Genomic DNA, 26,513 nt, shown 5'->3' on the forward strand with positions numbered 1-26,513 from the left:
CCCCGGGCCGACGGGGGACGGTCCGTCCGGCGTACGGCGGTGTGGTCCGGGAGCGGGGGCCGTACAGGGACCTGCCGGGACGGGGTGGGACGGGTTCAGGTCCCGCTCCGCTCCGGACGGGCCGCCCAGGTGATCCCGCCGAGCAGATGGGCCCGGAAGTCCGGGTCCTCGTACGCCTCGGCGGCGTGTCCGAGCGCCGTGTAGAAGACGCGGCCCGCGCCCTGCTCCCGGCACCACACCAGCGGGTGGTCGGCGCCCATGCCGCCGCCTTCGTACGAGGACTCGTCGGCGCTCGCCAACACCCGTACGGCTCCTCGGGGGTTGGTTCGGAAGTCGTACCACTCGTCGGTGAACTCCCATACGGCGGGCAGGTGTCGGGTGGCCGGGTGGTCCGGGTCCTCGACGCGCACTCTGCCGGGCTGGTACGCGGGGTGCTTGTCGAACCGGGCGCCCAGCAGCTCGCCGTAGTAGGGCCAGGTGTACTCGGTGCAGGCGGCGGCGTGCACCCCGACGAATCCACCACCCGACGCCACGTGAGCGGCCAGCCGCTCGCGCCCGGCCGGGGTGAGGATCTCGCCGCTGGTGGAGAGGAAGACGACGGCGGCGTACCGGTCGAGGGGCCGCTCCAGGTCCGCCGGGTCCTCGCTCGCGTCCACCTCGAAGTCGCCGAGGGCGCGGACGGCGTCGACGGCGGCCGGGATGGAGTCGTGACGGTAGGCGGTGGTGCGGGTGTGGACGAGGAGTCGGGGAGCCATGGCCCGAGCCTAGAAGGTGGGTCGCCGCACAGGTGTTCCATCACGCGGTGCGCGGGCCGTAGCCTCGGCGCGGTGAACGCGATTCCCGCACGGCTGGACCATCTCGTCCTCGCGACCCGCGACCTGGCGGCGACGGTCGCCGACTTCACCCGGCGCACCGGTGTGACCCCCGCTCCCGGCGGGGTGCACGTCGGTCTCGGCACCCGCAACCACCTCGTGTCGCTGGGCGGCACCGCCTATCTGGAGATCATCGGCCCGGACCCGGAGCAGCCGGAGCCGAGCGGCCCGCGCCCCTTCGATGTCGACTCGTTCGCCGCTGCCCGCACGGTGACCTGGGCCATCCGCCCGCCCGACCTGGACACGGCGGTGGCGACGGCCCGGGCCCGTGGCTACGACCCGGGCGAGATCCGCCCGATGAGCCGCCGCCGCCCCGACGGCACCCTGCTGCGCTGGCGCCTCACGGACGGTGACACCCAGCATCCCTCCGGTCTGGTCCCCTTCCTGATCGACTGGGGCACGTCCCCGCATCCCACGGCCTCGGGCCTGCCCACCGCCCCCCTGCTCTCCCTGACCGCGACCGCCCCGGCCCCCGAAGAGATCCGCCCCCTCCTCGCCGCCCTCGACACCGAACTCCCCCTCGCCGAGGGCCCGGTGGGGCTCTCCTTCACGGTGGGCACCCCGCGGGGGGCGGTGACCTTCGGCTGACGTGTCCGATTCCTTCAAGACCGGGCGTCGAGGCGCTGTCTACGGTGACGGCATGACTCCACGATTCGATGCCATCGGTCTGGTGGCCTCCGACATGGCCGCCTCGGTCGCCTTCTACCGGCGGCTCGGGTTCCCGTTCCCCGAGGGGGCCGAGTCCCAGCCGCACGCGGAGGCCGAACTCCCGGGCGGTGTGCGGCTGATGCTCGACACCGAGGACACGATCCGCTCCTTCCACCCCCGCTGGCGAGCGCCGACCGGCGGCAGCCGCACCGGGCTCGCCCTGCGGTGCGACAGCCCGGCCGAGGTCGACGCGGTGTACGAGGAGCTGGTGGGCGAGGGTTTCCACGGTGAGCTCAAGCCGTGGAACGCCGACTGGGGCCAGCGGTACGCCTCCCTCCACGACCCCGACGGCAACGGCGTCGACCTGTACGCCCCCCACGCGGCGGAGCCGCACATGTCACAGCCCGGCGGCGAGTAGCCGCCCGAGCGGCACGCCCGCCAACTCCTTCACGTCCCGCGCGAGATGGGCCTGGTCGGCGAACCCGCTCCGCACCGCCGTCTGAGCGAACGGCACTCCGGCCCCGGCCAGCGCGAGGGCCCGCCGCAGCCGCAGGATCCGGGCCAGGGTCTTCGGCCCGTACCCGAACGCCACGAGCGACCTGCGATGCAACTGCCTTGCCCCCAGGCCGAGTTCGTCGGCGGTCACGGCGACGGGGCGGCCCGCGTCGAGAGCGGTGACCAGGGCCCTCAGAACGGGGTCAGGAGGGGCCGCGCGCTCCAGAACGAGGTCTTCGAGTGCCGTGGCGGGGTCAGGGGCCGCAGCGATACGGCTCCGCAGGCGCCGTACCTCCGACACCGGCCAGAGGTCGGACAACTCCACCCGCCGGTCCCGCAGTTCATGGGCGGGCACCCCCAGGAAGGCGGGCGCGGAGCCTGGAGAGAAGCGCAGGCCGGTCCAGCTGCCGGGGGCGCCTGCGGTGACGTACGCGCGGGTGTCGGGGCCGGCGACGAGCAGCCGCCCCTCGTTCCAGAGCAGGTCCATGCACCCGTCGGGCAGGACGCGCCCGGAGCCGTCGCCGGTCCAGACGACGGCACCGCCGAGCCGGGACGGCCGTTCCTGGTACACGTCCTCAGGCTACGACGGGCCGCCCCGCAGCCGGAACTCCTGCGGACTGACCCCGTACCCCCTCTTGAACGCGCTGGACAGTGCGAACGCGCTCCCGTACCCCACCTGCCGGGCGATCGCTTCGAGTGTCGCGGTCCCCTGCCGCAGCCGGTCCGCCGCCAGGGCCAGCCGCCACCCGGTCAGATACGTCATCACCGGCTCCCCCACCAGCTCACCGAACCGCCGGGCGAGCGCCGCCCGCGACACCCCCGCCTTGGCGGCCAGGGAAGCCACCGTCCATGGATGCGCGGGATCGTCCTGCATCAGCCGCAGCACCCGCCCCACCACCGGGTCCGCCAGCGCCGCGTACCACGCGGGCGCCTCCGCCTCGGGACGGGAGAACCAGGCCCGTAGCGCCGCGATGACCAGCAGGTCCAGCATCCGGTCCAGGACGACCTCCTGACCGGGCTCGTCCCGGACGATCTCCTCCATGAGGAGGGGGGTCAGCGGGCACTCCCACACCTCGGTGGTCAGCGACAGCAGCGGTGGCAGCGCGTCCAGGAGGCGGTTGCTGATCTCGCCGTCCATCAGATAGGTCCCGATGAGGATCACGGCCTCGCCGTCCAGCCGGTCGCCCCAGGTGCGTACCCCGAGGTCCATGGAGCCGTTGAGGGCCCGTCCGTCGGGGTAGCGGCACTCAGCGCCGGGCAGGATCAGCGCCTGGGGGGCCGTACCGGGGTCGTCGGCACAGGTGTAGGGGTCGGGGCCGCGGGCGATGGCGAGGTCGCCGGGGTGCAGCCGGATCCGCTCGCCCGAGTCGGGCATGATCACGGCCTCCCCGCGGACCATCAGCATGACGGTCAGCGGTGCCCGGTCCTCGATCCGCACCGCCCACGGCGGGTCGAAACACGCGCGGATCATGAAGGCGCCACGCGCCCGCGGTCCTTCCAGCAGGCCTGCCAGAGCGTCCATGCGGCCAGCGTAGACGCGTACGCATGGGAATGAGCCGTTCAGCGATGGCCCCTTGCGGGGCACGGGAGTTGACTCGACGGCATGACACAGAACACGCGGAACACGACGGTGGTGGTGACCGGTGCCTCGGGTCGTACGGGCAGCCGGGTGGCGCGGTCCGCGCAGGCCGCGGGGCTGACGGTGCGGGCGGCCTCGCGGGCGCGGGGGTTCGACTGGCAGGACCGGTCCAGCTGGGCTGGGGTGTTGCGGGGCGCGGACGCCGCCTATCTGGTCTATCCCTCGGACATCGGCGCCCCCGGGGCCGCGGAGGCGCTCGGGGCGGTCGCCCGGGAGGCGGTGAGGGCCGGCGTACGGCGGCTGGTGCTGCTGTCGTCGCGGGGGCAGGAGCGGGCACGGGACGCGGAGGAGGCGGTGCACGCGTCGGGGGCGGACTGGACGGTCGTACGGGCCGCGTGGTTCGCGCAGAACTTCAGTGAGGGGCCGCTGGTGGAGGAGCTGCGGCTGAGCGGGGAGCTGGTGTTCCCGGCGGACGAGGTGCGGGAGCCGTTCGTGGATGTGCGGGACATCGGGGACGTGGTGGCCGCGGTGCTGTCGGAGAGCGACCGGTACGTGGGAGAGACGGTCACCGTGTCGGGGCCCCGCCTGTTGACGTTCGGCGAGGCGGTGGCGGAGATCGCGAAGGCGACGGGTCGCGAGCTGACGTATCGGGCGGTGTCCGCACGGGAGTACGGGGAGCGGCTTGTGGGGTTCGGGGTGCCGGAGGGCGAGGTCGGCGCGCTGGTGGCGGCGTTCGAGCAGCTGCTGGACGGCCGTAACGCGTATCTGTCGGACGGGGTGCGCGAGGTGCTCGGGCGCGAGCCGCGGGACTTCACGGAGTTCGCGAGGGAGGCGGCGGCTGCCGGTACGTGGAAAGTCTGACCCCGGCGAGTGGGTCTGCCCAGGGGGGCGGGGCTGTATCGACATGCGGCTCCGCCGCGTGGGCGCGAGAAGCCCCACCGGCCCGCACCCGACATCGCATCCCCTCAGGACCCCTCCGGCTTCCGGGGGGGATGCGTCGTCTTCGCATGCGTCCGGAACCGTGACGTCACGTCCTCCGGAGGAAGGAAGCGGGACCAGCGTTCCGGGAACTCCGAGGGCATGTCGGGGTCCGGGTCGGCATCGGGGTCGTGCAGTGCCGCCGCGCGGGCCACGTACTCCGCGACCTGCGCCTCCCGCATCCGCTCGTTCGCCGCGCGGGCCGCCGCCGTGGCCGCCGCGGGCCACACACGGTCGATCGCGGCGTTGACCGCGGCACCCACCAGGACCGCGAAGGCCGAGACGCCGATCCACAGCAGCACGGCCACCGCGGCGGCGAGCGAGCCGTAGATCGTCGCGCCCTCGATCGTGCTCTGGAGGTAGATCCGGAGCAGGAAGCTCCCGAGCACCCACATCGCCAGGGCCACCAGCGCGCCGGGGACGTCCTCGATCCACGGTGAGCGCACCGGTACCGACACGTGGTACAGCGTGGTGAGGAAGGCGATGGACAGGATGAGCACCACGGGCCAGTACAGGACCTGGACGACCGTCGTCGACCACGGCACGATCCGCACCACCGCGTCCGGGCCCGCCACCACCAGCGGCAGCGCCACCGAGCCGATCAGCAGGGCCGCGATGAACAGCGCGAACGCCACGAGCCGGGTCTTGACGATGCCGCGGACCCCGTCGAGGCCGTACATGACGGTGATGGTGTCGATGAAGACGTTCACCGCGCGGGACCCGGACCACAGGGCGAACAGGAAGCCGACGGAGATGACGTCGGGCCTGCCGCCCTTCATCACGTCGTCGAGGATCGGCTGCGCGATCTGCCGTACGCCCTTGTCGGACAGGACCGTGCGCGCGGCGTCCAGGATGTTGGCCTCCAGGCTGCTGATGCTGTCGGTGCCGGTCCAGTCGTCGACGTAGCCGAGCAGTCCGATGAGGCTGAGCAGCAGCGGCGGCACGGACAGCAGCGAGAAGAACGCGGCCTCGGCGGCGAGCCCCAGGATGCGGTACTCGATGCACGAGTTGACGGTGTCCTTGAGCAGCAGCCAGGCGGTCCTGCGCTTGGAGACGTTCCGGTAGAGGGCACGGGCCCGGTGGAGCCGGCCGGAGGGCCGCTGAGGGGATTCGCTTGCTGCCTGCACGACCTAAAGGTATCCGCCACGGGAGCGTGCACTCATCCCCGCGTCCCGGTCCGGTGCACGCCCGTGCGGGGAACGCCCGCTCGTGTTCGGTTCCGTCATGCCGCGGAAAACGCGTGGCAACCGCGGAGAAATCGTCAAGGAAATCGAACCCCTTTGCTGTCATGAACTCGATGGCCAGATTTCGAGGCCTCGAGAAGCGGAACGCCGGACGGCATATGCACCGCCCATCCGGTGAGTTCCCCGGTTACACCACCGAACGACATGAACAGGACATACCACCGGTGAACGGTCGACCAGCAAGAAAGCGTCATTGACCGAAACGGGCTTGACCCGTTCATGAACCCCTCGAAACAATTCGGATTGCATTCTCAGGGCCCTGACCAAGGCTCGAGCAGGCCACCCCGTCCCCGCCGCGTGGTCACTTCAGGCACATACAGAACATCTCCATCTCTTATTTCATTCCGTGCCTCAGGGCACTTCTCTTTCTTCCGGCACACCGGAACCACGGGGGTTCTTCTTCATCATCTTCCGCTGCGTGGTGAACAGCGGACGACATTCCGCCGTATCCCTCTCTGGAGAATTTCCATGCCTGTTCCGTACGCACCGAAGCGTGCCGTGCCGCGCATCGTGGGGGTCGATGTGGCACGGGGCCTCGCCCTGCTCGGTATGTTCTCCGTTCACGTGTTCGGTGCGTTCGACGCGGCCGGCTCGGTCACACCCGCCTGGATGTTCGCGGGCGGCCGTTCCTCGGCGACCTTCGCCGTGACCGCAGGCATCGGCCTGGCCTTCACGACCGGCGGGCGACGGCCGGTGACGGGGCGGCCCGCGGCCGCCGCGGTGGCGGCACGGGCCGGCGTCATCGCGCTGATCGGGCTGCTGCTCGGCTACGCCTCGCGCGCGGCCGACCTGGACGTGGACGTGATCCTGGTGTTCTACGCCCTGCTGTTCCTGATCGCGATCCCGCTGCTTGGCCTCGGTCCGCGCACCCTGGCGTTCCTGTCCCTGGCCCTGGCCCTGGGCGCCCCGTTCGCCGTGCACGCGCTGCGGGGCGTGCTGCCGGAGCCCGCCTTCGACGGCGACCCGACCCTCCAGGACGTGGTCACCGACCCGTTCGGCCTGGTGTCGGACCTGCTGGTCCACGGCGACTACCCGGTGCTCGCCTGGACCGCCTATCTGTGCGCCGGGCTCGCCCTCGGCCGGATGGACCTGACGTCACGCAAGGCCGCACCCCGGCTTTTCGGCGGCGGTCTCGCACTGGTGGCCGGGGTCTGGCTGGTGTCGTCCCTGGTGCTGTTCCGCTTCGGCGGGCTCGGGCACCTGTGGCGCGCGGAGTTCCCGGGCGCCTCCCGCGCCGAGGCTCTGTGGGACAGCCCCGACGGCGAGACCTGGTGGGCGCTGCTCTCCCGCGCGCCGCACGCGACCACACCCTTCGACATGCTGCTCACCCTGGGCTCGGCGGCGGCGATCCTCGGCGGCGCCCTGCTGCTGACCAGGAGCGCCGTCCTCGCCCGGGCGCTCACGCCGCTCGCGGCGGCGGGAAGCATGCCGCTGACCCTCTACGTCGCCCATGTGCTCCTTCTCGCCACCGGCGCACTCTCCGCCTCCCCCGGGCTCCTCTACGCCGTCATGACGACCGGAGCGCTCCTGTTCGCCCTCTCGTGGCGGCAGGTCGGGCGTGGCCCGCTGGAAACGGTCGTCGCGGGCGCGGCCCGGCGGTGTCGCGAGGCCGTAACACCGGCGCGGTCCCAGGAACCGGTGGAGAGCCCGGTCCGACTTAGCAGGCACATCGAATAGTTCATAAGGCAAAAAATGATGATCTAGGAGCTCAAGTGGTGGTAAATCATGGTGAGATCACGACAGTCGCCCCGGTGGTGGACGGCACCGCTCAGGTCTTCGCCGAGGTGCTGGCCGGGGTCGTGAAGACGGATCAAGTGCCCCTCGACAGCCATTTCTTCGACGACCTGGGCGCCAACTCGCTGGTCATGGCGCAGTTCTGCGCCCGGGTCAGGAAGCGGGACGATCTGCCGCCGGTGTCGATGAGGGACATCTACGGCCACCCGACGATTCGCAGCCTGGCCACGGCTCTCGCCGAGGCCCCGGCCGCCGAACCCGCTCCCGCACGGCCGGCCGAACCGCCTCCGCCGCCGGGCAGCACCGCCCGCTATGTCCTGTGCGGCATCCTGCAGTTCCTCGTCTTCGCCCTGTACTGCCTCGCCGCGGGCATCGCCACCGCACAGGGGTACTCCTGGATATCCGGCGGCGACGGTGTGCTCTCCGTCTACCTGCGCTCGCTGGTCTTCGGCGGCGCGCTGTTCCTGGCCGTCTGCGCTCTGCCCGTGGTGGCGAAGTGGGTGCTGGTGGGCCGGTGGAAGGAGACGGAGTTCCCGGTGTGGGGCTTCGCCTACGTCCGCTTCTGGACCGTCAAGGCACTACTGCACGCCAACCCGATGATCGTGTTCACCGGCAACCCGCTGTACGTCCTGTACCTGCGGGCCCTCGGCGCCCGTATCGGCCCGGGCGTCACCATCCTGTCCCACTCGGTGCCGGTCTGCACCGACCTGCTGACCGTCGGCGCCGGCACGGTGATCCGCAAGGACGCCCTGTTCCTCGGCTACCGGGCGCACGCGGGCCGGATCCGCACCGGACCGGTCACCCTGGGCCGGGATGTCTTCGTCGGCGAGAAGACGGTCCTCGACATCGGCACGTCCATCGGCGACGGCGGCCAGCTGGGCCACTCCTCCGCGCTGTACGACGGCGCCGCCGTCCCCGCCGGGCAGCGCTGGCACGGCTCCCCGGCCCGCCCCACCGACGTCGACCACGTCCGTGTCCCGGCCACCCGCTGCGGCACGCCGCGCCGAGCCGGCTACGCCCTCGCGGCCCTGCTCCAGACACTGCTGGTGTACGTCCCGCTCGGCATGGGCGGCGCCTTCCTCGTGATGGGCCTCGTGCCGGCCCTGGACCCGCTGCTCGAACCAAACGCGAAGGAACTGGCGTCGGCGGCCTTCTACGCCGAGGCGCTGCCCCTGTCCATCGCCCTCTTCGCCGGTTTCGTGGTCCTCGGCCTCGTCATCGTGACGATGCTGCCGCGGCTGCTGAACCTGACCCTGAGGGCGGACCGGGTGTACCCGCTGTACGGCTTCCACTACTCGCTGCAGCGCTCGATCGCCCGCATGACCAACATCAAGTTCTTCAAGTGGCTGTGCGGCGACAGCTCGTACATCGTCCACTACCTGCGGTCCATCGGTTACGACCTCTCGCAGGTCGAGCAGACCGGCTCGAACTTCGGCACCGAGGTCTCGCACGAGACGCCGTACCTGGCCACCGTCGGCAGCGGCACGATGGTGGCCGACGGGCTTTCGATCCTCAACGCCGAGTACTCCAGCACGTCGTTCCGGGTCTCGCGGGTGGCCATCGGCCCGCGCAACTTCCTCGGCAACCACATCGCCTACCCGGTCGGCGGCCGTACCGGCGACAACTGCCTGCTCGCCACCAAGGTGCTGGTACCGCTCGACGGTGAACTGCGCGAGGGTGTGGGCCTGCTGGGCTCCCCGCCGTTCGAGATCCCGCGCACGGTGGAGCGCGACACCCGGTTCGACCACCTCCGCGAGGGCGGCGAACTGCGCCGCCGGCTGTCCGGCAAGAACCGCTTCAACGCCCGCTCGATGGCCCTGTTCCTGTTCCTGCGCTGGCTGCACTGGTTCCTGCTGACGCTGCTCGGCTTCGCGGCCGTCGATCTCTACGGCGGTCAGAGCGCCCGCGGGGGCCTGCTCATCGGCGGCTACCTGATGGCCGGCCTCGCGGTGACCGTCGGCTACTGGGCGCTGGTGGAGCGCGTGATCACCCGGTTCCGGCCGCTGACACCGCGGCTGTGCTCCATCTACGACCCGTACTTCTGGTGGCACGAGCGGCTGTGGAAGGTGCCGGACGAGCATCTCGCCGTGTTCAACGGCACCCCGTTCAAGAGCCTGGTCTGGCGGCTGCTGGGCGTGCGGATCGGCCGGCGGGTCTTCGACGACGGCTGCTACATCACCGAGCGGACGCTGGTCGCGATCGGCACCGACACCACGCTCGGCCACCACTCCAAGGTGCAGGCCCACTCCCAGGAGGACGGCACCTTCAAGTCCGACCACATCGTCATCGGCGACGGCTGCACCCTCGGGGCGGGCGCGCTGGTCCACTACGGCGTCGCGATGGGCGAGGGCGCCGAGCTCGGTACCGACGCCTTCCTGATGAAGGGCGAGGAGATGCCCGCGGGGGCGCACTGGGGCGGCAATCCGGCGGTGGCGCTGCGACGCGGCCGAACTGCCTGAACTGCCCGAACGAAGCAAACACGGGGAAGGAAGTCATGGAAACAGTTCCGCACCCGACGCCCGGTCCGATACCGGACGTCACGGAGTACGCTGTCCGGCTGCCCGAGGGCACACCGACCGACTCCGCCGCACTGCTGACGGCCCACGCCAGGGTGCTGGCCGCTCTCTCGGGCGAGACGGAGGGCAGTCCCGGCGACGAGCTGCGCGTCACCGTCACCGACGGCACCCTGCGGCTCAGCTACCGCACCGGCGCCTTCGACACCGAGGCGGCCGCCCGCATCGCCGGCTACCACCTCACCGCGCTCGCCGACCCGGACCGCAGGAGCCTGCTGTCCGATGAGGAACTCCGCTTCCAGCTGGAGGAATTGGCGGGCCCGGTCCGTGAACTCCCGGACCGGCGGGTGCACGAGCTCTTCGAGGAGCGGGCCGGGAAGCACCCGGACACCGTGGCAGCCGTACAGGGCGAGCGGCAGTGGACGTACGCCGAGCTCAACTCCCGCGCCAACCAGGTCGGCCGGGCACTGCTGGCCCGCGGTCTCGCGGCCGAGGACGTCGTCGCCGTCGTCATGGAACGGAACCTGGACTGGATGGCGACCGTGCTCGGCGTGCTCAAGGCGGGCGGGGTCTATCTGCCCGTCGAGCCGCACTTCCCGGCCGAGCGGGTCGCGAGGACCCTGTCCCGGGCGGGCTGCGAACTCGTCGTCACCGAGGAGGGCAGCACCGGATCGCTGTCCGGTACAGCCGCCGAGACGCTACTCGTCGACGCCGCGTACGCCGAGGGCCACGCGGGCGACGATCTCGGGATCCCGGTCGCGGTGGACCAGCTGGCCTACATCTACTTCACGTCCGGCTCCACGGGCGAGCCCAAGGGCGCGATGTGCGAGCACGCCGGCTTCGTCAACCACGTGCTCGCCAAGGTCGAGGACCTGGGGATCGGCGAGGACGACGTGGTCGCGCAGACCGCGCCGCAGTGCTTCGACATCTCCCTGTGGCAGCTGCTCGCCGGGCCCGTCGTCGGCGGGCGGACGCTGGTCATCGACCAGGAGACCGTCCTGGACGTGCCGCGGTTCGTGGACACGGTGGTCCGGGATCGGGTCAACGTGCTGCAGGTCGTGCCGTCGTACCTGGAGGCCGTGCTCGCGGAGTTGGGGCAGCGGCCGCGCGAACTGGCCGACCTGCGCTGTGTGTCGGTGACCGGTGAGGCGGTGAAGCGGGAGCTGGTGCAGCGCTGGTTCGCCACCGCGCCCGGCATCCGCCTCGCCAACGCCTACGGGCTGACCGAGACCTCCGACGACACCAACCACGAGGTGATGAACCGGGTGCCGGACGGCGACCGGGTCCCGCTCGGGCGGCCGGTGCGCAATGTGCGCGTGTATGTCGTCGACGAGGACCTGGTGCCCGTGCCGCTGGGCGCTCCGGGCGAGATCGTCTTCTCCGGGGTGTGCGTGGGGCGCGGGTACGTCAACGACCCCGAGCGCACCGCGGCCGCCTTCATGGAGGACCCGTACCGGCCCGGCGAGCGGCTCTACCGCAGCGGTGACGTGGGGCGCTGGCGGTCCGACGGCCGGCTGGAGTTCCTCGGCCGTCGGGACACCCAGATCAAGATCCGCGGCTTCCGCGTGGAGATCGGAGAGATCGAGAACGCGCTGCTGCGGGTGGCCGGGGTGCGTGACGGGGCCGTCGTGGTCGTACGGGGGACGCAGCTCGCCGCGTTCTGCGCCGGGCCCGAGCCGGTGGGCGCGGACGCGGTGCGGGAACGGCTGGCCGCGTCGCTGCCGGCCTACATGGTGCCCGCCGTCGTGCACTGGCGGGAGCACCTTCCGCTGACGGCCAACGGCAAGACCGACCGCCGGACGCTCACCGCGCTCGCCGAGGACCTCGACGCCGCTGTGGCCGGTGAGCCGGTCACGGCCGGCGAGCGGCGGCTCGCGGATGCCTGGGCCGAGGTGCTCGGTGTCCCCGCCGACCGGATCGGCCGCCTCGACCACTTCTTCGACCGCGGCGGCACCTCGCTGTCCGCCGTGCGTCTCGCGATCGCCCTGGACCGGGCGATCACCCTCAAGGACGTCGTCCGCCACCCGGTCCTCGCGGACCTGGCGGGCCTGCTCGACCGGCAGCACTGAAAGGAACCCCGAGATGTCATCCATGAATCTCCTTCCGAACCTGGACCTGGCACCGGACAGTCCGCCGATCCTGCACGCCGAGCCCGGCGACGATCCGGCGAGTTGGGCCGCCGAGCACCGCGACCCCCTGCGTGCCCTCGCCCTCGAACACGGCGGTGTCCTGGTGCGCGGTCTTGGCCTTTCGGACCCCGCGACCACCGAGGCCGTCTTCCGCCGGCTGACCAGCGGTCTGATGCCCGACCGAGAGCCCTTCGCGCCGCGCCGCAGCTACGGGGGCGGCGTGTACTCGACGACCAAGTGGCCGCCGAACCAGCAGATGTGCATGCACCACGAGGTCAGCTACGGCCTGGAGTTCCCAGGTCTGCTCCTCTTCGCCTGTCTGGAGGCGCCCGCGACCGGGGGCGCGACCGCGCTCGCCGACGCGTCGGCGATGCTGCGGGACCTGCCCCGCGAGCTGGTCTCCCGCTTCGAGCGCGAGGGCTGGCTGCTGACCCGCTCGTACCACGAGGAGATCGGCGCGTCGGTCGAGGAGGCGTTCGGCACGGACGACCGCGCGGCCGTCGAGCGCTACTGCCGCCGGAACACCATCGAGTTCGCCTGGCAGAGCGACGGCTCCCTGCACACCCGGCAGCGGCGCGGCGCGGTGCTCCGGCACCCGGACTCCGGCCTGCCCTGCTGGTTCAACCAGATCGCGTTCCTCAACGAGTGGACCATGGAGCCGGAAGTGCGCGAATACCTGGTGGACCTGTACGGCGCCGACGGGCTGCCCTTCAACACCCGCTTCGGCGACGGCGATCCGATCGACGCGGACGTCGTACGGACGATCAACGAGGTGTACGACGCCCACACCGTGCGCGAGCCGTGGCAGGACGGGGACCTGCTGCTCGTCGACAACATCCGTACGGCACACAGCCGCGAGCCCTTCGAGGGACCGCGCGAGGTGCTGGCCGCGCTCGGCAACCCGGTGTCGCGCACCGACGGCGAGGTGAGCGGCGTATGAGCACCGTCGGCGCACCGACCTTCGCGCTCGTCACCGGCGCCCAGGTCCAACAGGCCCTGCACGGAAGGGAACCGGAGATCGCGGAGCTCGTCGAGGCCGTCTACCGGCTGCACGGGGCGGGCGACTCGGTGAACCCTCCGTCGTACTTCCTGCGGTTCCCGGACCGTCCGTCGTCCCGGATCATCGCGCTGCCCGCCTCGCTGGGCGGACCGCTGCGGGTGGACGGGCTGAAGTGGGTCTCCAGTTTCCCGGAGAACATCAAGTCCGGGCTGCCGCGCGCGTCGGCCGTGCTGATCCTCAACGATCCCGAGACCGGCTACCCGTTCGCCTGCCTGGAGAGCTCGGTCATCAGCGCCACGCGCACCGCGTCGTCGGCGGCGCTGGCGGCCGGGAAGCTCAGCGCGGGCCGGAGCCGCCTCACCCGGGTGGGCTTCATCGGCACCGGGCTGATCGCCCGCTACATCCACACCCATCTCACCGCCACCGGTTGGGAGTTCGAGGAGACGGGTGTGCACGACCTGTCCGCCGAGAGCGCCGCCGGGTTCCGCGGCTATCTGGAGCGGTCCGGCGCACCGGGGAAGGCCGTCGTGCACGACACGGCCGAATCCCTCATCCGCTCCAGCGACCTGGTCGTGTTCGCCACCGTCGCCGGCACACCGCACGTCCACGACCCGTCGTGGTTCGGCCATCACCCGCTGGTCCTGCATGTCTCCCTGCGCGATCTCGACCCGGAGATCCTGCTCGCGTCGGCCAACTTCGTCGACGACGTCGAGCACTGCCTCAAGGCCGAGACCTCCCCGCATCTGGCCGAACGGCTCACGGGGAGCAGGGACTTCATCGACGGCACGCTCGACGACGTGCTGACCGGACGGGTGACCGTCCCGACGGACCGGACGGTGGTGTTCTCCCCCTTCGGCCTGGGGGTGCTCGACCTCGCCGTCGGCCGGTACGTCCACGACGAACTGGCCCGCCGCGGCGAACTGCACGTCGTCGACGGGTTCTTCAACGAGCTGCGCCGGTACGGCTGAACCATCCGTGGTGCATGAGGAAGGGGGCGCCATGCCCGTCATATCCGATCCTTCGGAGTACAACGAGTCCGACCTCTACGTCGACCTGCGGGCGGCGCTGGAGCTTCCGCTGTTCCTGAAGTGCGAGGGCTTCAACTTCGCCGGGTCCATCAAGCTGAAGGCGGCCCGCGAGATGGTGAACGCCGCCGAGCGCGACGGCACCCTGCGGCCCGGCTCGATCCTGGTCGAGTCGTCGTCGGGGAACCTGGGGGTGGCCCTGAGCGTGATCGCGGCGAGCCGGGGCTACCGGTTCCTGTGCGTGACCGACTCACGGTGCAACCTGGCGACGATCCGGCTGATGGAGGCACTCGGCACCCGAGTGCACGTGGTCAGGGAGCCGGACCTGCACGACGGTTATCTGGGCGCCCGGCTCGCCTACGTGCGGGCGCTGTGCGCCTCGGACGAGCGGTACGTGTGGCTCAACCAGTACAGCAACGAGGGGAACTGGCGGGCGCACTACCGCACCACCGCGCCGGACATCGCGCGCCGCTTCCCCGACCTGGACATCCTGTTCGTCGGAGCCGGCACCACCGGGACCCTGATGGGCTGCGCCCGCTGGTTCTGGCAGTGGCGGCGCCCGGTGCGGATCGTCGCCGTCGACAGTGTCGGCTCGATCACCTTCGGCGGGCCGCCCGGCGTGCGGATGATCCCGGGGCTCGGCACCAGTGTGCCGCCGCCGCTGCTCGACAAGTCGTACATCGACGACGTGGTGCTCGTCGAGGAACCGGACACCCTCCAGGTCTGCCGCCGGCTGGCCGGCCGGGGTTTCCTCTTCGGCGGCTCCACCGGCACGGTCGTCAGCGGCGCCGACCAGTGGCTGTCCGCGCACGGCCGCCGCGGGCTCACCGCGGTCGCCATCGCGCCGGACCTCGGCGAGCGCTACCTCGACACGGTGTACCGCCCCGGCTGGCCGCACGGTATGCCCGAGGCGGATCCGGTCCCCCGGACGGCGGAGGTGATGGCCCACCTCGCGTGAGCGGCGAACACCGGACCGCACCCCTGCCGCCCGACCTCCCGACGGGCGGGCGACAGGGCGCCTCGATCGGTGGAGATCGGCGGGCGGACGCCGCAGAACAGAGAAATACCTGGCCAGGGCCCCGACACCCACAGATCCACGCCGCACACCTTGCGGAAGAGTAGGTTCCGTTCCCCGATGCCGCTGTCGGCACCCGCGGCCACCGGCCGGTGTCGTGGCCGCGCAGGGAATCCCCGGGGCACCCTCCGCGATCATGCCGCCCGGAGCCGTGTCCGTGAGGTGAACGACCCGGTACCCCGGGGTACTTTCGCAGGCATGGCAGGCACCACGCACACCGTGACCAACCAGCCCCCACCCCTGACCGGCTACGACGTCTACAGCGCCGACCGCGTGCTCAGGGAGGCCGTCCAGCGGCACCTCGACCCGGCACTGCTCGACGAGGTCCACGGCGAGCTGGCCGCGCTCGGCCGGGCCTGTGGCTCGGCGCAGGTGCAGGAGTGGGGACTCCAGGCCAACGAGAACCCGCCCCGGCTGCGCACCCACGACCGCCACGGCCACCGTGTCGACGAGGTCGAGTTCCATCCGGCCTGGCACCGGGTGCTCGGCAAGGGCGTCTCGGCGGGCCTGACCGCGGCCTGGGCCCGCCCCGGCGGACACGCACGGCGGGCGGCGGCCTTCCTGCTGTGGACGCAGGTCGACGCGGGAAACTGCTGTCCCCTGTCGATGACCCACGCCGCGGTTCCCGCCCTGCGCACCGACCCCGACCTGGCCGCCGAGTGGGAGCCGCGGCTGACGTCCATGGTCTACGACCGCGAGCTGCGGCCCGCCCACCTCAAGGCGGGGGCGCTGTTCGGGATGGGGATGACGGAGAAGCAGGGCGGCAGCGACGTCCGGGCGAACACGACGTCCGCGCGGCCCCTGCCGGACGGCGAGACCTACGAGCTCACCGGTCACAAGTGGTTCTGCTCCGCCCCCATGTCGGACGGCTTCCTGGTCCTCGCCCAGGCCCCGGGCGGACTCACCTGCTTCCTCGTCCCCCGTGTCCTGGAGGACGGCACCCGCAACACGTTTCTCCTCCAGCGGCTCAAGGACAAGCTCGGCAACCGCTCCAACGCCTCCGCCGAGGTCGAGTTCGACCGGACCTGGGGCCGCCGTGTCGGCGACGAGGGACGCGGGGTCCGCACCATCATCGAGATGGTCGCGGCGACCCGGCTCGACTGTGTCCTGGGCTCGGCGGGTCTGATGCGCCAGGCCGTCGCCCAGGCGATCCATCACTGCACCCACCGCGAGGCCTTCGGCGGCAAACTCGTCGACAAGCCGCTCATGCGCAACGTCCTCGCCGACCTCGCCCTGGAGTCCGAGGCCGCGACCACCCTCGGCCTGCGCCTGGCGGCCGCCTACGACAAGGGCGACGAGATGGAACGGGCCTTCCTCAGGATCGCGGTACCGGCGGCCAAATACTGGATCACCAAGCGCTGCCCCCCGCTGACGGTGGAGGCCGCCGAATGCCTGGGCGGCAACGGCTACGTGGAGGAGTCGGGCCTGCCCCGCCTGGTCCGCGAGTCACCGCTGAACTCCGTCTGGGAGGGCGCGGGCAACATCCAGGCCCTGGACGTCCTGCGGGTCCTCCAGCGAGAGCCCCAGGCCCTGAACGCCTACCTCCTGGAGATCGGCGAGACCCGTGGCGCCGACCACCGCCTGGACGCGGCGACGAAGAGCCTCTTCACCGAACTGGCCGATCTGGAGGGCATCGAGGGCCGGGCCCGCCATCTGACGGAACGACTCGCACTGGTCCTGCAGGGCTCCCTGCTCGTCCGTCATGCCCCCGCCGAGGTGGCCGACGCCTTCTGCGCGTCCCGCCTGGGCGGCGACAGCGGCTCGGCCTTCGGCACGCTGCCCACGACCCTGGATCTGGCGTCGGTGGTGGAGCGAGCCCGCCCCGTGGAGTGAGCCTGCGGACATGAGAACGGGGGTGGTGCTGCGCCGACACGGCACCACCCCCGTTACGGCCCTCAGAGGCCGGGACACGCCGCTGCGAGACGGCGTTCGCCCAAGTTTCAAACAAGCCGGAGCCCACCACCAGGGTTGCAGGGGGTTGCAACTTCCTGGCGTCTGTGGGCGGACCGTGTTCCTCCCCGAGCCGCTACCGGCACTATGAGACGTACAGTCAATGGATCCGGGACCGGGAGGACCAGTGCCGCTCTCGCCGACGCATGTGACCCACCTAGCCACCGTGGACACGGCACGTGCAGCCCGGGTACTGAACGACATCCGCTCCGCCACCCTGTCCGGCCGGCGCACGCCCCTCGCCCCGCGCCCCGTGATCGAGGAGTCCTGGAGCCGTATGCTGCGCGGCGGCGTCGACCCGGACCACGACTTCCGGTCAGGTCTGCTGCCCGCCGAGGAGGTGCAGCGGCGCCGGGAGGGCACACAGCTGAGGCACGTCCTGCCGGTGCTCAGGGAGGGGCTGCTGTCGGTCGCCGACATCGCCCACCACATCATGGTGGTCGCCGACGACGAGGGCCGCGTGCTGTGGCGGGAGGGCAGCTCCCCCGTGCTGCGCAAGGCCGACGGCACCGGCTTCGAACTCGGCGCCGACTGGCGGGAGAACGTCGTCGGCACGAACGGCATCGGCACCCCGGTCGTGGTGCGCCGCCCCGTCCAGGTCTTCGCCTCCGAGCACTTCGTGCGCTCACAGACCTCCTGGACCTGCACCGGCGCCCCCATCAAGGACCCGCGCGACGGCCGGCTGATCGGCGTGGTCGACGTGAGCGGCCCCCTGGACACCATGCATCCGGCGACGCTCGCCTGGGTCGACTCGGTGGCCAAGCTCGCCGAGTCACGGCTGCGCGAGCTGCATCTGGGCTCGCTGGAGCGACTGCGCGCCGTGGCCGCGCCGGTGCTCGCCCGGCTCACCGGCCGGGCGCTGGTGGTGGACCGGGACGGCTGGACGGCGGCCGTGACCGGAATGCCGTACCCGAACCGGATCGCGCTGCCCAAGTCGCCCTCGCCGGGCCGCCGATGGCTGCCGGCACTCGGTCTGTGCACCCTGGAACCGCTGGCCGGCGGCTGGTTGATCCGCGCCTCCGACGAGCCGGAGCCGCAGGGCGCCACCCGGATCATGCTGGACCTCGGGCAGCCGCGCCGCTGGACGGTGACGGTGTCGGGCGGCGCCGGCACCTGGAGTCACGAACTGAGTCCTCGGCATGCCGAGTTGCTCTATCTGCTGGCTCTGCACCGGTCGGGCCGCAGCGCGGCGGGCCTGGCGCAGGACATGTTCGGCGATCCGGGCCGCACGGTGACCGTGCGCGCGGAGATGTCCCGGGTACGGCGCTATCTCGGGGCGTTCCTGGAACACCGGCCGTATCGTTTCTGCGAGGACGCCGAGGTCGAGGTGCTGCTGCCGGGCGACCCGGCCGACCTGCTGCCCCACTCGACGGCTCCGGCCGTGTTGGGAGCCCGCGCTTCCACCGAGACCGGGTGAAAACCCTCGCTCATGGTGCATCTTCCGCATAATTGCAGCGTCTTCGTCCCCAGCGGTGCCTTACTGCCGTAGCATCCCCCTACGGGCCACCCCCACCTGCTCCTGGTTCAACGTACGGATCATCAGGCGCAGTTGGCCCGCCTTGGGAGGACGGTATGAAGCAACGTGGCAGACACCGCAGGCGCAAGCGGGGCCAAGCCCTGCGCGCCTTCCTGGCCGGGACCGCCCTCGCGCTGACCGCCGCCGCCACCATGATCAGCACCTCGCAGGCCACGGTGGCCGCCAATCCCGGGACGCTGAAGCCGCTGACCTCGGCCGCCGAGACCGCCCCCCTGCGCCTCAGGGAATCCCTGGTCCCGCAGCGTGCCCTCGACCGGCTCTCCTCCGAGATGGGGCGTCCAGTCGGTGTCTCCGCCGTCCTCGACTCGGCCGACCGGTCCCTGCGCGACGCGATCGAGTGCACGGCCGGCGAGCGGGCGGCGCTGCCCGTGGAGCCGACGGCCACCGCCGCCTACTGCTGGGACACCGCCGACACCCGCTCCTGGCGGGCCGGGGCGGTCACCACCTCCGGGGACGCCGACGACGACGGCCGGTGGGGCGCCAACCGCGTGATCCTCTCCGCGTGGAGTCGCACCGGCACTGCCGCGGACGGCGGGGGCCTGGCCCGGGTCGCCTTCGTCGACGCCAACGACCTGGACCAGCTCACCTACTCCTGGGTCCTGCTCGCCGTCCCGGTCGACGACGGACGTGACTTCCGCGGCCTGGTCTCCCAGGTGTCGGGGATGGTCTGGTACCAGAACAAGCTGCTGGTCACCGCGAGCGGCGACGGCGGCGACGCGCTGTACGTCTACGACATGGACCGCGTCCAGCGGGCCACCGTCGACAGCGCCGCGGTCGGCAGGGTCCGCGGCGGCTGGTCGGCGCACGGCGCCCAGTGGGTCCTGCCCGCCGTCGGCTCCTACCGCCTGACCGACCAGGCGGGTGCCACCCGCCCCGACTACCTCTCCCTGGACCGCAGCACCGCGCCGGACAGCCTGGTCGCGAGTGAGTGGATCTCCGGGGCGGGCGACACGGGCGCCCGCATGTGGCGCTACGACTTCAGTGCCGACCCCCGCCGCTCCGGCCTCCTGGCCACCGCCACCGGCGGCTACGCGCGCGCGGCCGAGGCCTACGTCACCAAGGCGTCCGGCTCCGGCCCCGTCCTGTCTCGCGACTCCCAGTGGTACCTGGGCCGGGCGGCCCGGGCGGAGGGCGACCACGGCACCCTGTGGCGCCAGAACGCCTCGAACCCCGCGAAGGCCACCCGCTGCGGCACGGACGAGACCCGCAGCTGCTGGAGCGGGGAGGCGGAGTCCCTGTCGTACTGGGAGCAGACGGGCGACGTGTGGTCCCAGTCGGGCCGGGTGCTGTTCGCGCTGCCGCTGGCCTCGATCGACAGATCTCTTAAATAGATGATTCCCTGACCGGCATGCCGAACATCCCCGTGACCACCTGGTCCCTGGAACAGACCGCCCCCACCGACCTCCTCCCGGCCGAACCCCCGGAGGGCGACATCCGCATCCACCGCGCGGAAGTCCCCTCCCCCGAGTTCAGCCGCTTCCTCTACGCCTCCGTCGGCGGCGACATCCGCTGGACCGACCGGCTCTCCTGGACGTACGCCCGGTGGCGGGAGCACCTGGAGCGGCCGGGCGTGGAGACCTGGGTGGCCTACGACCACGGCACGCCCGCCGGGTACGTCGAGCTGGAGCCCCAGGACGACGGCGTCGTGGAGATCGTCTACTTCGGCCTGATCCCGGCCTTCCGCGGCCGGCGGATCGGCGGCCACCTGCTGTCCTACGGCACCGCACGCGCCTGGGACCTCGCGGACCGCTGGCCGGGGCTGACGGACACCAAACGGGTCTGGCTGCACACCTGCTCCAAGGACGGCGAGCACGCGATGGCCAACTACCAGCGCCGTGGCTTCCAGCTCTTCGACACCAAGGTCGAGGAGGAGTCGGAGGTGCCCGCACCGGGCCCCTGGCCCGGGGCCTACCCGGCCTGACCTGCGGCAACAAGGGGTCCCGCGATCTTTGTGACCAACGACACCCTTATCTCGCCTACCGAGACAAGGGTGTCCACATGCTGGATAAAGCTGGACTGTGTCCAGAACGCCGTGACACGCTTCCGTCATGTCTGGAACTGGAATTGCCTTGGTGAGTCGGCGGCACGTCGACCTCGGCCGTATGTCCAGCGCCATCTGTCCGGTGCGCTGACGAGCCGCAGCGCCATCCGGCACATCCCCTCGTTCTCCTCCCCGCGCAACGACGCGCAGGTACACCCATGCGCCCGTACGCGCAGGTAAGAGCCGCTTACCGCCTGTCCCGAAGGACGTAACAACCATGGCCGCCACCCCGCAGAACCCTGCCGCCGCAGCGCCCCGCCGCAAGGTGAGCCGTCACCGCGGTGAGGGTCAGTGGGCCGCGGGGCACCACACCCCTCTGAACGGCAACGAGCAGTTCAAGAAGGACGACGACGGTCTCAATGTGCGGACACGCATTGAGACGATCTACTCGAAGCGCGGCTTCGACTCGATCGACCCCAACGACCTGCGCGGCCGCATGCGCTGGTGGGGCCTGTACACCCAGCGCAAGCCCGGGATCGACGGCGGCAAGACCGCGATCCTGGAGCCGGAGGAGCTGGACGACAAGTACTTCATGCTGCGGGTGCGGATCGACGGCGGACGCCTCACCACCCAGCAGCTTCGCGTGATCGGCGAGATCTCCGAGGAGTTCGCGCGCGGCAGCGCGGACGTCACCGACCGGCAGAACATCCAGCTGCACTGGATCCGCATCGAGGACGTCCCCGAGATCTGGAACCGCCTGGAGGCGGTCGGTCTCTCCACCACCGAGGCCTGCGGCGACTGCCCGCGTGTCGTCATCGGCTCGCCGGTCGCCGGCATCGCCGAGGACGAGATCATCGACGGCTCCTGGGCGATCGACGAGATCCACGAGCGGTACATCGGCAGCCACGAGTTCTCCAACCTGCCCCGCAAGTTCAAGACGGCGATCTCCGGCTCCCCGCTCCTGGACGTGGTCCACGAGATCAACGACATCGCGTTCGTCGGTGTCGAGCACCCCGAGCACGGCCCCGGCTTCGACCTGTGGGTCGGCGGCGGCCTGTCCACCAACCCCAAGCTCGGCGTCCGGCTCGGCGCCTGGGTGCCGCTCGCGGAGGTGCCCGAGGTGTGGGCCGGCGTGGTCGGCATCTTCCGTGACTGGGGCTACCGGCGGCTGCGCACCCGTGCCCGGCTGAAGTTCCTCGTCGCCGACTGGGGCCCGGAGAAGTTCCGCCAGGTCCTGGAGGACGACTACCTCAAGCGCAAGCTGGTCGACGGTCCCGCGCCCGCCGAGCCCTCGGGCCGCTGGCGCGACCACGTCGGCGTGCACCGCCAGAAGGACGGCCTGTTCTACGTCGGTTTCGCCCCGCGTGTCGGCCGTGTCGACGGCACCACCCTGACGAAGATCGCCGAGGTCGCGGAGGCGCACGGCTCGGGCCGGGTCCGGACCACCGTCGAACAGAAGATGATCATCCTCGATGTCGCGGAGGCTCAGGTCCAGCCGCTGGTCGAGGCGCTGGAGGCGCTCGACCTCACCGCCAAGCCCTCCCCGTTCCGGCGCGGCACCATGGCCTGCACCGGCATCGAGTACTGCAAGCTCGCCATCGTCGAGACCAAGGCGCGCGGCTCCCAGCTGATCGACGAACTGGAGCGCCGCATCCCGGACTTCGACGAGCCGCTCACCATCAACCTCAACGGCTGCCCGAACGCCTGCGCCCGTATCCAGGTGGCGGACATCGGTCTCAAGGGCCAGCTGGTCCTCAACGACCGGGGCGAGCAGGTCGAGGGCTACCAGGTGCACCTGGGCGGCGCGCTCGGTCTTGAGGCCGGGTTCGGCCGCAAGGTGCGTGGCCTGAAGGTCACCTCCGAGGAGCTGCCCGACTACGTCGAGCGCGTCCTGAAGCGGTTCCAGGCCGAACGCGAGGAGGGCGAGCGCTTCGCCGCCTGGGCCTCGCGCGCCAGCGAGGAGGCCCTGTCGTGAGCGAGCGGGCCGCCCCCTTCTACTGCCCCTACTGCGGCGACGAGGATCTGCGTCCGAGCGAGCAGTCTCACGGCGCCTGGGAATGCGCGGCGTGCAACCGCGCATTCCAGTTGAAGTTCCTCGGGCTGCTCGCCCGGGGCCTTCAGCCCACCGACGCAGCGGGAGACCAGATATGACCGCGATTCAGGAAGAGCGCACGACCGACGATCTCAGGGCGCTCGCCGAGCAGGCGGGCCGTGATCTGGAGGACGCCTCCGCGCTGGAGATCCTCCAGTGGGCGGTCGACACCTTCGGCAAGCGTTTCTGCGTGACCTCGTCGATGGAGGACGCGGTGGTCGCCCACCTCGCCTCCCGGGTCCTCAAGGGCGTCGACGTCGTCTTCCTCGACACCGGCTACCACTTCGAGGAGACCATCGGCACCCGTGACGCGGTCGAGGCCGTGATGGACGTCAACGTCATCACGCTGACCCCGCGTCAGACGGTCGCCGAGCAGGACGCGGAGTTCGGCCCGAAGCTCCACGACCGCGACCCCGACCTGTGCTGCAAGATGCGCAAGGTCGAGCCGCTGGAGCGGGGCCTGAAGGACTACCTGGCCTGGGCGACCGGTCTGCGCCGCGACGAGTCCCCGACCCGGGCGAACACCCCGGTCGTCGGCTGGGACGAGAAGCGGCAGAAGGTCAAGGTCTCCCCGATCGCCCGCTGGACCCAGGACGACGTGGACGCCTACGTCACCGAGCACGGCGTCCTGACGAACCCGCTGCTGATGGACGGCTACGCGTCCGTCGGCTGCGCCCCCTGCACCCGCCGTGTCCTGGAGGGCGAGGACGCGCGCGCCGGCCGCTGGGCCGGGCGTTCCAAGACCGAGTGCGGGCTGCACGGATGACGACATCTACCAAGGAGTTGCACGTGACGACCGGAGCCACTGTCTGGCTCACGGGTCTGCCGAGTGCCGGCAAGACCACCATCGCGTACGAGCTGGCCGGCCGGCTGCGCGAGGAGGGCCACCTCGTCGAGGTGCTCGACGGCGACGAGATCCGCGAGTTCATCTCGGCGGGTCTCGGCTTCAGCCGCGAGGACAGGCACACCAACGTGCAGCGCATCGGCTTCCTCGCCGAACTGCTCGCCCGCAACGGCGTCAAGGCGCTGGTCCCGGTCATCGCGCCCTACGCCGACAGCCGTGACGCGGTGCGCAAGCGCCACCAGGAGAGCGGTGCCGCGTACGTGGAGATCCATGTGGCGACTCCGGTCGAGGTGTGCTCCGTACGCGATGTGAAGGGCCTGTACGCCAAGCAGGCCGCGGGTGAACTCTCCGGGCTGACCGGCGTCGACGACCCGTACGAGGAGCCCGAGACGCCCGATCTGCGGATCGAGTCGCAGAACCAGACCGTCCAGGAGTCCGCGGCGGCGGTCCACGCGCTGCTCACCGAGAGGGGACTGGCATGACGACGACCGTTGCCAAGTTGGACGAGGGCACGGAGGCTCCGTACGCCCTGTCCCACCTGGACGCGCTGGAGTCCGAGGCGGTGCACATCTTCCGTGAGGTGGCGGGCGAGTTCGAGCGGCCGGTGATCCTGTTCTCCGGCGGCAAGGACTCCATCGTCATGCTGCACCTGGCGCTGAAGGCGTTCGCCCCCGCGGCGATCCCCTTCTCGCTGCTGCACGTGGACACCGGACACAACTTCCCCGAGGTCCTTGAGTACCGCGACCGTGTGGTCTCCGCACATGGGCTGCGCCTCCATGTGGCGTCCGTCCAGGACTACATCGACCGCGGTGTGCTCAAGGAGCGTCCGGACGGGACCCGCAACCCGCTGCAGACCCTCCCGCTGACGGAGAAGATCCAGGCGGAGAAGTTCGACGCGGTCTTCGGCGGTGGCCGCCGGGACGAGGAGAAGGCCCGCGCCAAGGAGCGGGTGTTCTCGCTGCGCGACGAGTTCTCCCAGTGGGACCCGCGCCGCCAGCGCCCCGAGCTGTGGAACCTGTACAACGGCCGCCACGCACCCGGTGAGCACGTCCGCGTCTTCCCGCTGTCCAACTGGACCGAGCTGGACGTCTGGCAGTACATCTCCCGCGAGGGGATCGAGCTGCCGGAGATCTACTTCGCCCACGAGCGTGAGGTCTTCTCGCGCAGTGGCATGTGGCTGACCGCCGGTGAGTGGGGCGGCCCCAAGGACGGCGAGAGCGTCGAGAAGCGCCTGGTCCGCTACCGGACCGTCGGTGACATGTCCTGCACGGGTGCCGTCGACTCCGACGCCGACAGCATCGAGAAGGTCATCACGGAGATCGCCGCCTCCCGGCTCACCGAGCGGGGCGCCACCCGCGCCGACGACAAGATGTCCGAGGCCGCGATGGAAGACCGCAAGCGCGAGGGGTACTTCTAAGCATGAGCACCACCACGGAACTCACCGAGACGACCCTTCTGCGGTTCGCGACCGCCGGCTCCGTCGACGACGGCAAGTCGACCCTCGTCGGCCGGCTGCTGCACGACTCCAAGTCGATCCTCACGGATCAGCTGGAGGCGGTGGAGCGCGCGTCGGCGAGCCGGGGCGCCGAGGGTCCGGACCTCGCGCTGCTGACGGACGGTCTGCGCGCCGAGCGCGAGCAGGGCATCACCATCGACGTGGCCTACCGCTACTTCGCCACGCCCAGGCGCCGGTTCATCCTCGCCGACACCCCCGGCCATGTGCAGTACACCCGCAACATGGTGACGGGTGCCTCCACGGCCGAGCTGACGGTGATCCTGATCGACGCCCGCAACGGTGTCGTCGAGCAGACCCGCAGGCACGCGGCCCTGGCGGCGCTGCTGCGGGTGCCGCACGTGGTGCTCGCGGTCAACAAGATGGACCTGGTCGACTACCAGGAGTCCGTCTTCGCCGCGATCGCCGAGGAGTTCACGGCGTACGCGCTCGAGCTGGGCGTCCCGGAGGTCACCGCGATCCCGATCTCGGCGCTCGCCGGGGACAACGTGGTGGAGCCGTCGGCGAACATGGACTGGTACGGCGGCCCGACCGTCCTGGAGCACCTGGAGACGGTCCCGGTCACCCACGACCTGAGCCACTGCCACGCCCGACTTCCCGTGCAGTACGTGATCCGCCCGCAGACCGCCGAGCACCCCGACTACCGGGGCTACGCCGGTCAGATCGCCGCCGGTTCCTTCCGCGTCGGTGAGCAGATCACCGTGCTCCCGTCGGGCCGTTCCACGAAGATCGCCGGGATCGACCTGCTCGGTGAGCCGGTGAACGTGGCCTGGACGACCCAGTCGGTGACGATCCTCCTGGAGGACGACATCGACATCTCGCGCGGCGACCTGCTGGTGCCCAGCAAGGACGCCCCGCCGACCACCCAGGACATCGAGGCGACCGTCTGCCACGTGGCCGACGCCCCGCTGACCGTCGGCCACCGTGTGCTGCTCAAGCACGGCACCCGCACGGTCAAGGCGATCGTCAAGGACATCCCGTCCCGGCTCACGCTGGCCGATCTGTCCCTGCACCCGCATCCGGGACAGCTCGTCGCCAACGACATCGGCCGGGTGAAGATCCGTACCGCCGAGCCGCTGCCCGTGGACTCCTACTCGGACTCCCGGCGCACCGGTTCGTTCATCCTCATCGACCCGAACGACGGCACCACGCTCACCGCGGGCATGGTCGGCGAGTCGTTCGCGTCCCCGGAGCCGGTCAAGGACGAGTCCGAGGACGACGGGTGGGACTTCTGACATGAACTCCACCGACTACTACTCCACGTTCGCGAAGGAGGGCGGCCGCGTAGGCAGCGGCGCGCTCGG

24 protein-coding genes are annotated in these 26,513 nt (G+C 71.1%); 20 read left to right on the forward strand and 4 right to left on the reverse strand.

Translation table 11 applies throughout. The features are described from left to right. Positions 1 to 95: 95 nt before the first annotated feature. Complete coding sequence (locus tag ABZT93_RS27025) at positions 96 to 755, reverse strand: ThuA domain-containing protein (RefSeq protein ID WP_356109328.1); 660 nt, start codon at positions 753 to 755, stop codon at positions 96 to 98. Between the two features lie 72 nt (positions 756 to 827). Here ABZT93_RS27025 and ABZT93_RS27030 point away from each other — a divergent pair, with 72 nt between their 5' ends. Together ABZT93_RS27030 and ABZT93_RS27035 are read left to right on the forward strand one after the other, a co-directional pair. Next, complete coding sequence (locus tag ABZT93_RS27030; RefSeq protein ID WP_356109330.1) at positions 828 to 1,460, forward strand: VOC family protein; 633 nt, start codon at positions 828 to 830, stop codon at positions 1,458 to 1,460. 52 nt (positions 1,461 to 1,512) lie between these two features. Beyond that, entirely contained in the window at positions 1,513 to 1,938 is a 426-nt protein-coding gene (locus ABZT93_RS27035; RefSeq protein WP_356109332.1) for a VOC family protein, read from the forward strand. Here ABZT93_RS27035 and ABZT93_RS27040 read toward each other — a convergent pair. Together ABZT93_RS27040 and ABZT93_RS27045 are read right to left on the reverse strand one after the other, a co-directional pair. Continuing rightward, positions 1,918 to 2,586 (reverse strand): DUF6597 domain-containing transcriptional factor, encoded by a 669-nt coding sequence (locus tag ABZT93_RS27040; RefSeq protein WP_356109335.1) that lies wholly within the window; start codon positions 2,584 to 2,586, stop codon positions 1,918 to 1,920. The two genes, ABZT93_RS27035 and ABZT93_RS27040, sit on opposite strands and share 21 nt — an antisense overlap. A 9-nt stretch (positions 2,587 to 2,595) precedes the next feature. After that, positions 2,596 to 3,537: an AraC family transcriptional regulator gene (locus tag ABZT93_RS27045; RefSeq protein ID WP_356109337.1), complete on the reverse strand. Its 942-nt coding sequence runs from the start codon at positions 3,535 to 3,537 to the stop codon at positions 2,596 to 2,598. 81 nt (positions 3,538 to 3,618) lie between these two features. Between ABZT93_RS27045 and ABZT93_RS27050 the strand changes: the two genes are divergently transcribed. After that, positions 3,619 to 4,455, forward strand: a complete 837-nt coding sequence (locus ABZT93_RS27050; protein WP_356109343.1) for an NmrA family NAD(P)-binding protein — start codon at positions 3,619 to 3,621, stop codon at positions 4,453 to 4,455. A 104-nt stretch (positions 4,456 to 4,559) separates the two neighbouring features. Here the strand turns inward: ABZT93_RS27050 and ABZT93_RS27055 are convergent, their stop codons facing one another. Then, positions 4,560 to 5,699: a YihY/virulence factor BrkB family protein gene (locus ABZT93_RS27055; RefSeq protein WP_356109345.1), complete on the reverse strand. Its 1,140-nt coding sequence runs from the start codon at positions 5,697 to 5,699 to the stop codon at positions 4,560 to 4,562. 585 nt (positions 5,700 to 6,284) lie between these two features. Here ABZT93_RS27055 and ABZT93_RS27060 point away from each other — a divergent pair. The 17 genes from ABZT93_RS27060 (at position 6,285) to ABZT93_RS27140 (ending at position 26,444) form a co-directional block, all read left to right on the forward strand. Continuing rightward, a complete protein-coding gene (locus ABZT93_RS27060) occupies positions 6,285 to 7,493 on the forward strand; it encodes a heparan-alpha-glucosaminide N-acetyltransferase domain-containing protein (protein WP_356109348.1) in 1,209 nt (402 codons plus the stop codon). Between the two features lie 35 nt (positions 7,494 to 7,528). After that, on the forward strand, positions 7,529 to 10,009 hold the full coding sequence (locus tag ABZT93_RS27065) for a Pls/PosA family non-ribosomal peptide synthetase (RefSeq protein WP_356109351.1): 2,481 nt from the start codon (positions 7,529 to 7,531) through the stop codon (positions 10,007 to 10,009). 35 nt (positions 10,010 to 10,044) lie between these two features. Next, positions 10,045 to 12,132 (forward strand): non-ribosomal peptide synthetase, encoded by a 2,088-nt coding sequence (locus ABZT93_RS27070; protein WP_356109352.1) that lies wholly within the window; start codon positions 10,045 to 10,047, stop codon positions 12,130 to 12,132. A gap of 13 nt (positions 12,133 to 12,145) precedes the next feature. After that, positions 12,146 to 13,132 carry a TauD/TfdA family dioxygenase gene (locus tag ABZT93_RS27075; protein WP_356109355.1) on the forward strand — a complete coding sequence of 329 codons (987 nt, stop codon included), beginning with the start codon at positions 12,146 to 12,148 and terminating at the stop codon, positions 13,130 to 13,132. Continuing rightward, positions 13,129 to 14,160 carry a 2,3-diaminopropionate biosynthesis protein SbnB gene (gene sbnB / locus ABZT93_RS27080; protein ID WP_356109358.1) on the forward strand — a complete coding sequence of 344 codons (1,032 nt, stop codon included), beginning with the start codon at positions 13,129 to 13,131 and terminating at the stop codon, positions 14,158 to 14,160. Before ABZT93_RS27075 ends, sbnB begins: the two co-directional genes overlap by 4 nt. 31 nt (positions 14,161 to 14,191) lie before the next feature. Next, complete coding sequence (gene sbnA, locus ABZT93_RS27085; RefSeq protein ID WP_356109360.1) at positions 14,192 to 15,175, forward strand: 2,3-diaminopropionate biosynthesis protein SbnA; 984 nt, start codon at positions 14,192 to 14,194, stop codon at positions 15,173 to 15,175. 315 nt (positions 15,176 to 15,490) lie between these two features. Then, positions 15,491 to 17,125 carry an acyl-CoA dehydrogenase family protein gene (locus ABZT93_RS27090; RefSeq protein ID WP_356109362.1) on the forward strand — a complete coding sequence of 545 codons (1,635 nt, stop codon included), beginning with the start codon at positions 15,491 to 15,493 and terminating at the stop codon, positions 17,123 to 17,125. A 244-nt stretch (positions 17,126 to 17,369) separates the two neighbouring features. Further along, complete coding sequence (locus ABZT93_RS27095) at positions 17,370 to 18,659, forward strand: GAF domain-containing protein (protein ID WP_356109365.1); 1,290 nt, start codon at positions 17,370 to 17,372, stop codon at positions 18,657 to 18,659. Between the two features lie 155 nt (positions 18,660 to 18,814). Beyond that, on the forward strand, positions 18,815 to 20,110 hold the full coding sequence (locus tag ABZT93_RS27100) for a hypothetical protein (RefSeq protein WP_356109368.1): 1,296 nt from the start codon (positions 18,815 to 18,817) through the stop codon (positions 20,108 to 20,110). Positions 20,111 to 20,127: 17 nt separating this feature from the next. Then, a complete protein-coding gene (locus tag ABZT93_RS27105) occupies positions 20,128 to 20,700 on the forward strand; it encodes a GNAT family N-acetyltransferase (RefSeq protein ID WP_356109370.1) in 573 nt (190 codons plus the stop codon). 127 nt (positions 20,701 to 20,827) lie between these two features. Next, positions 20,828 to 20,911 (forward strand): putative leader peptide, encoded by an 84-nt coding sequence (locus ABZT93_RS27110; protein WP_349817346.1) that lies wholly within the window; start codon positions 20,828 to 20,830, stop codon positions 20,909 to 20,911. A gap of 126 nt (positions 20,912 to 21,037) precedes the next feature. Then, the gene (locus ABZT93_RS27115) at positions 21,038 to 22,735 is read left to right on the forward strand and encodes a nitrite/sulfite reductase (protein ID WP_356109372.1); all 1,698 of its coding nucleotides are present in this window, start codon (positions 21,038 to 21,040) and stop codon (positions 22,733 to 22,735) included. After that, entirely contained in the window at positions 22,732 to 22,911 is a 180-nt protein-coding gene (locus ABZT93_RS27120; protein WP_356109375.1) for a hypothetical protein, read from the forward strand. Before ABZT93_RS27115 ends, ABZT93_RS27120 begins: the two co-directional genes overlap by 4 nt. Continuing rightward, positions 22,908 to 23,618, forward strand: a complete 711-nt coding sequence (locus tag ABZT93_RS27125; protein WP_356109377.1) for a phosphoadenylyl-sulfate reductase — start codon at positions 22,908 to 22,910, stop codon at positions 23,616 to 23,618. Before ABZT93_RS27120 ends, ABZT93_RS27125 begins: the two co-directional genes overlap by 4 nt. Further along, the gene (cysC, locus tag ABZT93_RS27130) at positions 23,615 to 24,178 is read left to right on the forward strand and encodes an adenylyl-sulfate kinase (RefSeq protein WP_078902735.1); all 564 of its coding nucleotides are present in this window, start codon (positions 23,615 to 23,617) and stop codon (positions 24,176 to 24,178) included. The genes ABZT93_RS27125 and cysC overlap by 4 nt, the downstream gene beginning before the upstream one ends. Beyond that, the gene (gene cysD / locus ABZT93_RS27135; RefSeq protein WP_356109381.1) at positions 24,175 to 25,113 is read left to right on the forward strand and encodes a sulfate adenylyltransferase subunit CysD; all 939 of its coding nucleotides are present in this window, start codon (positions 24,175 to 24,177) and stop codon (positions 25,111 to 25,113) included. Before cysC ends, cysD begins: the two co-directional genes overlap by 4 nt. Positions 25,114 to 25,115: 2 nt before the next feature. Further along, the gene (locus ABZT93_RS27140; protein ID WP_356109383.1) at positions 25,116 to 26,444 is read left to right on the forward strand and encodes a GTP-binding protein; all 1,329 of its coding nucleotides are present in this window, start codon (positions 25,116 to 25,118) and stop codon (positions 26,442 to 26,444) included. The last annotated feature ends 69 nt before the right edge of the window (positions 26,445 to 26,513 follow it).

It is taken from the genome of Streptomyces sp. NPDC005303, from assembly GCF_040607335.1.
In the GTDB taxonomy this organism is placed as follows: domain Bacteria; phylum Actinomycetota; class Actinomycetes; order Streptomycetales; family Streptomycetaceae; genus Streptomyces.